This window comes from Pseudonocardia sp. OZ21, from assembly GCF_059359135.1.
In genome coordinates, this window is sequence record NZ_JCADBN010000004.1 from 338,087 (window position 1) to 349,590 (window position 11,504).

Consider the following 11,504-nt stretch of genomic DNA (forward strand, 5'->3'; position numbering starts at 1 on the left):
CAGGAAAGCCACTTTCCCGAACTCTCCGGGCAGCGAAGTGGCTTTCCTGAACCTGGACCGGAGGAACTCGTGAGCGTCGACCTGCTGATCAGCAACGCACGGCCGTACGGCGGGGACGCCGTCGACCTGCTGGTGCGGGACGGGGTCGTCACCGAGATCGGGCGCGGACTCGACGCACCGGACGGCGTCGAGGTGCTCGACGCCGGCAGGCACGTCCTGCTGCCCGGGTTCGTCGACCTGCACACGCACCTGCGGGAGCCCGGTGGTGAGGAGTCCGAGGACGTCGCCACCGGGTCCGCCGCGGCCGCGCTCGGCGGCTACACCGCCGTCTTCGCGATGCCCAACACCGACCCCGTGGCCGACACGGCCGTGGTCGTGGAGCACGTGCGCCGCCGCGGTGAGGAGGTCGGGCTGGTCGACGTCCACCCCGTCGGCGCGGTGACCGTCGGGCTCGAGGGCGTGAAGATGGCCGAGCTCGGCACGATGGCCCGCTCCCGGGCCCAGGTCCGGATGTTCAGCGACGACGGCCGCTGCGTGCACGACCCGCTGGTGATGCGCCGCGCGCTCGAGTACGCCTCGGCGCTCGACGTGGTCATCGCCCAGCACGCCGAGGACCACCGGCTCACCGCCGGCGCGCAGGCGCACGAGGGCGTCGTCGCGTCGCGGCTCGGCCTGGCCGGGTGGCCGGCCACCGCGGAAGAGACGATCGTCGCCCGCGACTGCGCGCTGGCCAGGGAGGCCGGGGCGGCGCTGCACGTCTGCCACGTCTCCTCGGCCCGCACGATCGACGTCCTGCGCGCGGCGAAGGCGGCGGGTGTGCGGGTGAGCGCCGAGGTCACCCCGCACCACCTGCTGCTCACCGACGCGGCGCTCACGAGCTACGACCCGGTGCACAAGGTCAACCCGCCGCTGCGCACGGGGGCCGACACCCGGGCGATGCGGGAGGCGCTCGCCGAGGGCGTCATCGACGTGGTGGCCACCGACCACGCCCCGCACGCCGCCCAGTACAAGGACACGGAGTGGGCCGCGGCCCGCCCCGGCATGCTGGGGTTGCAGACGGCGCTGTCCGTGGTGGTGCACACGATGCTCGAACCTGGCCTGCTGGACTGGCGCGGCGTGGCCCGCGTGCTCTCGGAGCGGCCCGCGGAGATCGCCGGGCTGCCCGACCAGGGCCGTCCGATCGCTGCGGGCGAACCGGCGAACTTCGCGCTCGTCGACCCCGACGGGGTGTGGACGGTGCGCGGCGCGAAGCTCGCGAGCAGGGCGGCCAACACACCGTTCGAGGGCATGCGGCTGCCGGCCACGGTCGTGGCCACGGTGCTGCGGGGCCGGATCACCACGACACAGGGAGAGGTGCGGTCATGACGGCGGTACTCGTACTCGAGGACGGCCGGGTCTTCCGGGGAGAGGCCTACGGCGCCACCGGGCAGACGCTCGGGGAGGCCGTGTTCACCACCGGCATGACCGGCTACCAGGAGACCTTGACCGACCCGTCCTACCACCGGCAGATCGTGGTGCAGACCGCCCCGCAGATCGGCAACACCGGCTGGAACGACGAGGACGACGAGTCGGCACGGATCCAGGTGGCGGGCTACGTGGTGCGCGACCCGAGCCGCGTGCCGTCCAACTGGCGTTCCCGCCGGTCGCTCGCCGACGCGCTCACCGCACAGGGGGTCGTCGGCCTGGCGGGTATCGACACCCGGCAGCTGGTGCGCCACCTGCGCGAGCAGGGGGCCATGCGGGCCGGGGTGTTCTCCGGTGACGCGCTCGCCCCGCACGACGAACTGGTGCGGCGGGTCCTCGACAGCCCGCGGATGGAGGGGTCGGACCTGTACGGCGCCGTCACCACCGCGCAGCCCTACGTGGTGCCTGCTGACGGCCCGACGCGCTTCCGCGTGGCGGCCCTGGACGTCGGCATCAAGTCCAACACCCCACGGATGCTGGCCGCGCGCGGCATCGAGGTGCACGTGCTCCCCGCCGACACGCCCGTCGAGGCGATCGAGGAGCTGGCGCCGCACGGGTTCTTCCTGTCCAACGGGCCGGGCGACCCGGCCACGGCGGACGGCCCCGTCGCGCTGACCAGGCAGGTGCTGGAGCGGCGGATCCCGCTGTTCGGGATCTGCTTCGGCAACCAGATCCTCGCCCGCGCGCTGGGCCGTGGCACCTACAAGCTGCGCTACGGCCACCGCGGCCTGAACATCCCCGTCATGGAGCACGCCACCGGCCGCGTCGCGATCACCTCGCAGAACCACGGGTTCGCCGTGGAGGGCGAGGCGGGGGAGCGGTTCGACACGCCGTTCGGGCCGGCCGAGATCACGCACACCTGCCCGAACGACGGCTGTGTCGAGGGCTTGCAGGCGCTGGAGGTTCCCGCGTTCAGCGTGCAGTACCACCCGGAGGCCGCAGCGGGCCCGCACGACGCGGGCGACCTGTTCGACCGGTTCGTGAATCTGATGGAAGCCGGCAGCGCCCCTGGCCGGCACGGGTCGAGCAAGGAAGGCGCCTGATGCCGAAGCGCGATGACATCCGGCACGTCATGGTGATCGGCTCCGGGCCGATCGTCATCGGTCAGGCCTCGGAGTTCGACTACTCCGGCACGCAGGCCTGCCGGGTGCTGCAGGCCGAGGGCATCCGGGTGTCGCTGGTCAACTCGAACCCGGCCACGATCATGACCGACCCCGAGTTCGCCGACGCCACCTACGTCGAGCCGATCACGCCCGAGTTCGTGGAGCAGGTCATCGCCGCGGAGCGCCCGGACGCGATCCTGGCCACCCTCGGCGGCCAGACCGCGCTGAACACGGCGGTGGCGCTGCACGAGAACGGCGTGCTGGAGCGCTACGGGGTGGAGCTCATCGGCGCCGACTTCGACGCCATCCAGCGCGGTGAGGACCGGCTGAAGTTCAAGGAGATCGTGCAGTCGATCGGCGGTGACGTACCGCGCTCCGCCGTCTGCCACTCGATGGACGAGGTGCGTGCCGCCGTCGCCGAGCTCGGCCTCCCGGTCGTCATCCGGCCGTCGTTCACCATGGGCGGGTTCGGGTCGGGCATGGCCCACGACGCGGCCGACCTGGAGCGGCTGGCGGGCGGCGGGCTCGCCGCCTCGCCGGTGCACGAGGTGCTCATCGAGGAGTCCGTGCTCGGGTGGAAGGAGTACGAGCTCGAGCTGATGCGCGACCACCACGACAACGTGGTGGTCGTCTGCTCGATCGAGAACTTCGACCCGATGGGCGTGCACACCGGCGACTCGATCACGGTGGCGCCCGCGATGACCCTCACCGACCGCGAGTACCAGCACATGCGGGACGTGGGCATCGCCGTGCTGCGTGCGGTCGGCGTCGACACCGGGGGCTGCAACATCCAGTTCGCGATCAACCCCGCCACCGGGCGCCTGGTCGTGATCGAGATGAACCCCCGGGTCTCGCGGTCCTCGGCGCTGGCGTCCAAGGCCACCGGTTTCCCCATCGCGAAGATCGCGGCCAAGCTGGCGATCGGCTACACGCTCGACGAGATCCGCAACGACATCACCGGTGAGACGCCGGCGGCGTTCGAGCCCACCCTCGACTACGTGGTGGTGAAGATCCCGCGGTTCGCGTTCGAGAAGTTCCCCGGCGCCGACCCCGAGCTGACCACCACGATGAAGAGCGTCGGCGAGGCCATGGCGCTGGGCCGGTCGTTCCCCGAGGCGCTGGGCAAGGCGCTGCGCTCGATGGAGACGACCGCGGCCGGGTTCTGGACCACCCCCGACCCCGGCGGCGAGCCCGACGTCGCCACCGCACTCGACGGCCGCATCTACGCCGTCGAGCGCGCCCTGCGCGGCGGGGCGACCGTGGCGGAGGTGGCACAGCGCTCGGGCATCGACCCGTGGTTCCTCGACCAGATCCTCGGGCTCACCGAGCTGCGCCAGGAGATCCTCGGCGCCCCCGTGCTCGACGCGCCGCTGCTGCGCCGGGCCAAGCGGTCGGGGCTCTCGGACCGGCAGCTCGCCGCGCTGCGCCCGGAGTTCGCCGGGGAGGACGGCGTGCGCACGCTGCGCCACCGGCTCGGGATCCGCCCGGTCTACAAGACGGTCGACACCTGTGCCGCGGAGTTCGCGGCGCGCACGCCCTACCACTACAGCGCCTACGAGACCGATCCCGCCGCGGAGTCGGAGATCGCGCCCCAGACCGAGAAGCCGAAGGTGCTCATCCTGGGGTCCGGGCCCAACCGCATCGGTCAGGGCATCGAGTTCGACTACTCCTGCGTGCACGCGGTGATGGCGCTGCGGGAGGCCGGGTTCGAGACCGTGATGGTCAACTGCAACCCGGAGACGGTCTCCACCGACTACGACACGGCCGACCGGCTCTACTTCGAGCCGCTCACGTTCGAGGACGTCCTCGAGGTGGTCCACGCCGAGCAGCAGAGCGGCACCGTCGCGGGCGTTCTCGTGCAGCTCGGCGGCCAGACCCCGCTCGGCCTCGCCCAGCGGCTGACCGCCGCCGGGGTGCCGGTGGTGGGCACGTCCGCCGCGGCGATCGACCTGGCCGAGGACCGGGGCGCCTTCGGGGAGGTCCTGCGGAAGGCGGGTCTCCCGGCGCCGGCGTTCGGCATGGCCACCTCGTTCGACCAGGCCCGCGAGATCGCCGAGCGGATCGGCTACCCGGTGCTCGTGCGGCCGTCCTACGTGCTCGGCGGGCGCGGCATGGAGATCGTCTACGACGACGAGACGCTCGCCGGCTACATCTCGCGCGCCACGGAGATCAGCCCGGAACGCCCCGTGCTCGTCGACCGGTTCCTCGACGACGCGATCGAGATCGACGTCGACGCGCTGTGCGACGGCGAGGAGGTCTTCCTCGGCGGCGTGATGGAGCACATCGAGGAGGCGGGCATCCACTCCGGTGACTCCTCCTGCACCCTGCCGCCCATCACGCTGGGCCGCTCCGTGCTGGAGCAGGTCCGCCGTTCGACGGAGGCCATCGCACACGGGGTGGGCGTGCGGGGGCTCCTGAACGTCCAGTACGCCCTGCACGGCGAGACCCTGTACGTGCTGGAGGCCAACCCCCGCGCGTCCCGCACCGTGCCGTTCGTGTCGAAGGCCACGGCCGTGCCACTGGCGAAGGCGGCGGCCCGGATCATGCTCGGCGCGACGATCGCCCAGCTCCGCGACGAGGGCCTGCTCCCGGCCGATGGCGACGGCGGCGAGCTCCCTCCGGACTCCCCGATCGCCGTGAAGGAGGCGGTGCTGCCGTTCCACCGCTTCCGCACGCGCGACGGGGAGGGTGTCGACCCCCTGCTCGGCCCCGAGATGAAGTCGACCGGCGAGGTGATGGGTTTCGACGCCTCCTTCGGCGCGGCGTTCGCCAAGTCGCAGGCGGCGGCCTACGGCTCGATGCCGACCTCGGGGCGGGTGTTCGTCTCGATGGCCGACCGGGACAAGCGCGCGATGGTGTTCCCGGTGCTGCGGCTGGCCGCCCTCGGCTTCGAGGTGCTGGCCACGGCGGGCACGGCCGACGTGCTGCGCCGCCACGGGGTGGCCGCCACGACGGTGCGCAAGCACTTCGAGGGCGGGGAGACCATCGTCGACATGATCCTGGCGGGCGAGGTCGACATGATCATCAACACGCCCTACGGCAACTCCGGGCCGCGGGTGGACGGTTACGAGATCCGGGCGGCTGCCGTGTCGCGCGGCATCCCGTGCGTCACCACGGTGCAGGGTGCCGCGGCTGCGGTACAGGGGATCGAGGCGATGATCAGCGGCTCGATCGGGGTGCGGTCCCTCCAGGACGCACACGCGGCGCTGCGGAAGTCCCGGCCGTGACGGGCCGGAACGCCACCACGTTCGGGGCCCGGCTCACCGGGGTCGTCTCCCGGTACGGGACGTTGTGCGTGGGCATCGACCCGCATCCCGGCCTGCTGGCCGAATGGGGCCTCACCGACGACCCGGACGGCCTCGAGCGGTTCGCCATGTCCTGCGTCGACGCCCTGGCCGGGCACGTGGCCGTGGTGAAGCCGCAGTCGGCGTTCTTCGAGCGGCACGGGTCGGCGGGGATCGCGGTGCTGGAACGGGTGCTGGCCGCGTTCGCGCAGAGCCCCACGCTCACGCTGCTCGACGCCAAGCGCGGGGACATCGGCTCGACGATGGACGGTTACGCCGACGCGTACCTCGCGATCGGTGCGCCGCTGGGTGCCGACGCCGTCACGCTGTCGCCGTACCTCGGGTTCGGCTCGCTGGCGCCCGCCCTCGACGCCGCGGCCGACGCCGGGCGCGGTTCGTTCGTGCTGGCCCGCACGTCCAACCCCGAGGGCGGGGAGGTGCAGCTCGCCGAGTGGACGGGCCGCGGCGTCGGCCAGCGGGTGGTGGACTCGGCGGCCGCCCGCAACGCCGGCGCCGAGCCGCTCGGCGACGTCGGCGTGGTGGTGGGCGCGACGATCGACCACGGGCTCGACCTGTCCACGCTCAACGGCGCGGTCCTCGCACCCGGACTGGGTGCCCAGGGAGCGGGTCCGGCCGACATCAAGGCACGTTTCGCCCATCTGCACGGGATCGTGCTGCCCGCAGCCGCCCGCTCGGTGCTGGCGGCCGGGCCGGATCCGTCGGCTCTCCGCTCGGCCGCGGAGAAGCTGCGCGACGAGCTGAGCTGACCGACTCCTCCCTTTCGTCGACGAGTTCCGATCAACAAGAAACACTGCGGTCCTGATTTTCGTATGTCTCTGTGGGGTGCACCCGTCAGGGGACGGTCCCTACGGTGCGGTGAACGGGCGGGTTGTATACCCGTTCCGGCAGTTTCACGTGGTATCGATCGGATGGCTACGCACCGAAAGAACCTCCAGGTGGCACCCCCCGTTTCCCCTTACGGGGGAGGCGTGAGTACGTTCAGTGATAGCCGCGGCACGCCCGCGACGGTGGTGAGGATGCGCCCTGATTCCAGGCCGCACGACGAAAGACGGAGGAGACCGTGGCCCTTCCCCAGCTGACCGAGGAACAGCGTGCTGCCGCCTTGGAGAAGGCGGCTGCGGCGCGCCGGGCCCGGGCCGAGCTGAAGGACCGGCTCAAGCGCGGCGGAACCACCCTCCCGGAGGTTCTCAAGCAGTCCGACACCGATGAGGTGTTGGGCAAGATGAAGGTCTCGGCGCTGCTCGAGGCAATGCCAGGCGTCGGCAAGGTCAGGGCGGCTCAGATCATGGAGCGGCTCGAGATTGCGCCGTCGCGTCGACTGCGGGGTCTCGGCGACCGGCAGCGCAAAGCGCTGCTGGCCGACTTCGAGTCCTGAGCGAGCTTTGCGAGCTCAGGATCAGTAGCCGCACAAGCCCGTACGGGCGGAGGGGCCGGCTGGTAGTACTGGCCGGTCCCTCCGGCGTCGGGAAGAGCAGCGTGGTCAGCGAGCTACGTGCGCAGCTGCCCACGCTGTACTTCAGTGTCTCCGCCACCACCAGAGATCCACGCGCCGGCGAGGTCGACGGCGTCCACTACCGCTTCGTCGGGCCGGCAGGCTTCGACGACCTGATCCAACGCGACGAGCTGCTGGAATGGGCCGAGATCCACGGTGGCCTCCAGCGTTCCGGCACCCCGCGCGAGCCCGTCGAGCAGGCGCTGGCCGCAGGCCGACCCGTGCTGGTCGAGGTCGACCTGCAGGGCGCCAGGGTGATCAAGACCGCGCTGCCGGAGGCCATCACGGTCTTCCTCGAGCCGCCCTCCTTCGAGGAGCTGGCGCGCCGGCTGCGCGGGCGTGGCACCGAGTCGCAGGCGCAGTACGAGCGCAGGCTCGAGACCGCGCGCGAGGAGCTGGCCTCCCGCCACGAGTTCGACGTCGTCGTCGTGAATGACGAGGTGAAGGACGTTGTTGCGCGGTTGGTAGACTTGCTGGTCGGCCCGTCTCACGACCCGTCAGATTGTGACCGGTCCGTCCGTGACACGGTCCCGACGCCCGACCACACCCAGGAGTCTTCTTCGTGAGCATGCCTCTGACCGGTCCTGTTGCCGGTTCCATCCCCGAGGGCATCACCAACCCGCCCATCGACGACCTGCTGGGCCAGGTCAGCTCGAAGTATGCCCTCGTGATCTACGCCGCCAAACGGGCCCGCCAGATCAACGACTACTACTCGCAGCTCGGCGAGGGCCTGCTCGAGTACGTCGGCCCGCTCGTGGAGCCGGGCCCGCGCGAGAAGCCGCTCTCGATCGCCATGCGTGAGATCCAGGCCGGTCTGCTCGAGCACACCGAGGGCGAGCAGTAACAGGCGAGCAGTCGGCAGGCGAGTGGTGAGGCCGCGAGGTCACGCATGGAGTCCCTGACCAAGCCCCGGGTGCTGCTCGGGGTGGCCGGTGGCATCGCGGCCTACAAGAGCGCGGAGCTGCTGCGGCGGCTCACCGAGACCGGCCACTCCGTGCGGGTGCTGCCCACCGCGGCCGCACTGGAGTTCGTCGGCGCCGCCACCTTCGAGGCGCTCTCGGGGCAGCCCGTGCACACCGGCGTGTTCACCGACGTGCCTGCGGTGCCGCACGTGAAGCTCGGCCAGGGGGCCGACCTCGTCGTCGTCGCTCCCGCCACCGCCGACCTGATGGCCCGTGCCGCCTCCGGCCGTGCCGACGACCTGCTCACCGCGTCGCTGCTCACCGCCCGGTGCCCGGTGCTGTTCGCGCCGGCCATGCACACCGAGATGTGGGAGCACCCGGCCACGCGCGCCAACGTCGAAGTGCTGCGCTCCCGCGGCGTCGTCGTCCTGGAGCCTGCCTCGGGGCGGCTCACCGGCAAGGACACCGGCCCGGGGCGGCTGCCCGACCCCGACGAGATCGCGGAGTTCGCCCGCCTGCTGCTCGAACGCGGCGACGCGCTGCCCCGCGACCTGGTGGGTCGCCGGGTCGTCGTGTCCGCAGGCGGCACCCGGGAGGCCCTCGACCCGGTGCGTTACCTCGGCAACCGCTCGTCGGGCCGGCAGGGCTACGCCATCGCCAGGGTCGCGGCCCAGCGCGGAGCTGCCGTCACCCTGGTGGCGGGGCACACCGCCGACCTCGCCGACCCGGCCGCGGTCGAGGTCGTGCGCGCCGGATCGGCCAGGGAGCTGCGCGACGCGATGCGCGCTGCGGCCAAGGGTGCCGACGCCGTGGTGATGAACGCCGCGGTGGCCGACTTCCGGCCCGTCGCGCTCGTCGAGCACAAGATCAAGAAGGGGTCCGGCGATCCCGAGCCGCTGGCGTTGACCGTCAACCCGGACATCCTCATCGAGCTCGTGCAGGCCAGGGAGCCCGGGCAGATCGTGGTCGGCTTCGCGGCCGAGACCGGTGACGCCACGGGCGATGCCCTGCACCACGGCCGGGCCAAGCTCGTTCGCAAGGGCTGCGACCTGCTCGTCGTCAACGCCGTGGGCGACGGCAAGGCGTTCGAGGTGTCCGACAACTCGGGGTGGTTGCTCGGGGCCGACGGCACCGAGAGCGAGCTCGCGTCGGGCTCCAAGGCCCTGCTGGCCTCCTCCCTCTGGGACGCCGTGGCCGCCCGGCTCTGACCTGGGCGCCTGCGCCGTCAACCGTGGAACTCGGTCTCCGGCGTCGGGGGCGGGGTGAGGGCCACGTCCTGGTCCGGTGCCCGCTGCACGGGGAGCGCCGCGGCGACCGCAGGCACCGTCACGTACTGCGCCACCGCCCAGCCGTCGATGTCGATCAGCCGCACGAACCCGCCGTGTGCCTCGCCCACGTGCATCTCGGTGCCTGCCGGGCACACCGCGACGATCTCTGCGCCGGGATCCGGTGCGGACCGGACGTTGACGTTCTCGGTGCACCGGCCGGCGGGTGCGGTCGCCCCGTCGGCGGTCCCGGCGACCGAGGCCATGACCCCGGCCGCGGCGACCGCGACCACCGCGCCGAGTGCGGCCTCGCGCCTGCCCGGACGATACCGCAGTGAGGTGAGGGCGTTCATCGTCGCGTTCCTCCGTCCGGGGGACCCGCATTGCAGTGGTTACTCGCTGCCCCCAACGAGGCGCGGGCAAACCGATTCGGCCCGCCGACCGGAATCACCGGAAAGGGTGACGCGCACGCATTGGTGCGCGCACCGTCACAAGAACCGCACATTTCGCCCGAACACCACTCCTGGGAGGCTGTACACGGGCGTCCACTAGGCTGGCCGGTCGGAGATCACCTGAGCTGCGGTCGCGAGAGCGGATCGAGCGAGAACGGATGGAGTACGGCGTGGCGAACGCAGGCCGGCGGTTGTTCACCAGCGAGTCGGTGACCGAGGGTCACCCGGACAAGATGTGTGACGCCATCAGCGACACGGTGCTCGACGCACTGCTGGCCCAGGATCCCCGCAGCCGGGTGGCGGTGGAGACGCTGGTGACCACCGGGCAGGTCCACGTGGCGGGTGAGGTCACCACGAGCGCCTACGCCGACATCCCCACGCTGGTGCGCGAGAAGGTCCTCGACATCGGCTACGACTCGTCGGCCAAGGGCTTCGACGGGGCGTCGTGCGGGGTCAACGTGGCGATCGGGGCCCAGTCGGCCGACATCGCCCAGGGCGTCGACACCGCGTACGAGAGCCGGGTCGAGTCGAGCGAGGACGAGATCGCCCGCCAGGGTGCAGGCGACCAGGGCCTCATGTTCGGCTACGCCAACACCGACACGCCGGAGCTGCTGCCGCTGCCGATCGCGCTGGCCCACCGGCTGGCCCGCAGGCTCACCGACGTGCGCAAGTCCGGCCTGCTGCCCTACCTGCGCCCGGACGGCAAGACCCAGGTCACCATCGAGTACGACGGCGACAAGGCCGTCCGGCTGGACACCGTGGTCGTCTCCAGCCAGCACGCCGCCGACATCGACCTCGACGGGATGCTCGCCCCCGACATCCGCGAGCACGTCGTCGACCCGGAGATCCGCGAGCTGGGGCTCGACGTCGGTGACCTGCGACTGCTGGTCAACCCCACCGGGCGGTTCGTCGTCGGCGGCCCGATGGGTGACGCCGGCCTGACCGGCCGCAAGATCATCGTCGACACCTACGGCGGCTTCGCCCGTCACGGCGGCGGCGCGTTCTCCGGCAAGGACCCGTCGAAGGTCGACCGGTCGGCCGCCTACGCGATGCGCTGGGTCGCCAAGAACGCGGTCGCCGCGGGGCTGGCCGAGCGCATCGAGGTGCAGGTGGCCTACGCCATCGGCAAGGCGGCCCCGGTGGGCCTGTTCGTCGAGACGTTCGGCACCGAGCACGTCGACCCGATCAAGATCCAGTCGGCGATCAGCGAGGTGTTCGACCTGCGTCCGGCCGCGATCATCCGCGACCTCGACCTGCTGCGCCCGATCTACGCCCAGACCGCTGCCTACGGCCACTTCGGCCGCACGGACGTGGACCTGCCGTGGGAGAGCACCTCCCGCGCCGACGCGCTCAAGGCCGCGGCGGGCCGCTGAGCGAGCCGGCCGCCCTGGGGATGGATCCGTACCGCGGCGCGCTGCACCCGGCGTGACTGTCGGGGGCGGCCCTCACGATGGCGGCATGACCAGCACCACCAGCACTAGCACGGTTCACCGGTCCCGCGCCGCCGACGCTGTGCCGGCC

At 71.9% G+C, this 11,504-nt stretch carries 10 protein-coding genes; 9 read left to right on the plus strand and 1 reads right to left on the minus strand.

What is annotated here, in order from left to right:
- Positions 1–69: 69 nt before the first annotated feature.
- From AC5L35_RS11525 to coaBC, 8 genes are all read left to right on the plus strand, one after another.
- Positions 70–1,365: a dihydroorotase gene (locus tag AC5L35_RS11525; protein ID WP_495059571.1), complete on the plus strand. Its 1,296-nt coding sequence runs from the start codon at positions 70–72 to the stop codon at positions 1,363–1,365.
- Positions 1,362–2,507: a glutamine-hydrolyzing carbamoyl-phosphate synthase small subunit gene (gene carA / locus AC5L35_RS11530; RefSeq protein ID WP_495059572.1), complete on the plus strand. Its 1,146-nt coding sequence runs from the start codon at positions 1,362–1,364 to the stop codon at positions 2,505–2,507. The genes AC5L35_RS11525 and carA overlap by 4 nt, the downstream gene beginning before the upstream one ends.
- Entirely contained in the window at positions 2,507–5,794 is a 3,288-nt protein-coding gene (carB, locus tag AC5L35_RS11535) for a carbamoyl-phosphate synthase large subunit (RefSeq protein ID WP_495059573.1), read from the plus strand. The genes carA and carB overlap by 1 nt, the downstream gene beginning before the upstream one ends.
- Complete coding sequence (gene pyrF, locus AC5L35_RS11540; RefSeq protein ID WP_495059574.1) at positions 5,791–6,618, plus strand: orotidine-5'-phosphate decarboxylase; 828 nt, start codon at positions 5,791–5,793, stop codon at positions 6,616–6,618. Before carB ends, pyrF begins: the two co-directional genes overlap by 4 nt.
- Before the next feature lie 314 nt (positions 6,619–6,932).
- A complete protein-coding gene (gene mihF, locus AC5L35_RS11545) occupies positions 6,933–7,247 on the plus strand; it encodes an integration host factor, actinobacterial type (RefSeq protein ID WP_169397544.1) in 315 nt (104 codons plus the stop codon).
- A 59-nt stretch (positions 7,248–7,306) separates the two neighbouring features.
- Complete coding sequence (gene gmk / locus AC5L35_RS11550; RefSeq protein WP_495059839.1) at positions 7,307–7,930, plus strand: guanylate kinase; 624 nt, start codon at positions 7,307–7,309, stop codon at positions 7,928–7,930.
- Positions 7,931–7,932: 2 nt separating this feature from the next.
- Positions 7,933–8,208 carry a DNA-directed RNA polymerase subunit omega gene (gene rpoZ / locus AC5L35_RS11555; protein ID WP_169397564.1) on the plus strand — a complete coding sequence of 92 codons (276 nt, stop codon included), beginning with the start codon at positions 7,933–7,935 and terminating at the stop codon, positions 8,206–8,208.
- A 45-nt stretch (positions 8,209–8,253) separates the two neighbouring features.
- Positions 8,254–9,474 (plus strand): bifunctional phosphopantothenoylcysteine decarboxylase/phosphopantothenate--cysteine ligase CoaBC, encoded by a 1,221-nt coding sequence (gene coaBC, locus AC5L35_RS11560; RefSeq protein WP_495059575.1) that lies wholly within the window; start codon positions 8,254–8,256, stop codon positions 9,472–9,474.
- 17 nt (positions 9,475–9,491) lie between these two features.
- Here coaBC and AC5L35_RS11565 read toward each other — a convergent pair whose 3' ends face one another.
- Positions 9,492–9,884, minus strand: coding sequence for an SH3 domain-containing protein (locus AC5L35_RS11565; protein ID WP_495059576.1), 393 nt, complete (start codon positions 9,882–9,884; stop codon positions 9,492–9,494).
- A 269-nt stretch (positions 9,885–10,153) separates the two neighbouring features.
- Between AC5L35_RS11565 and metK the strand changes: the two genes are divergently transcribed.
- Positions 10,154–11,356 (plus strand): methionine adenosyltransferase, encoded by a 1,203-nt coding sequence (metK, locus tag AC5L35_RS11570; RefSeq protein WP_495059577.1) that lies wholly within the window; start codon positions 10,154–10,156, stop codon positions 11,354–11,356.
- The last annotated feature ends 148 nt before the right edge of the window (positions 11,357–11,504 follow it).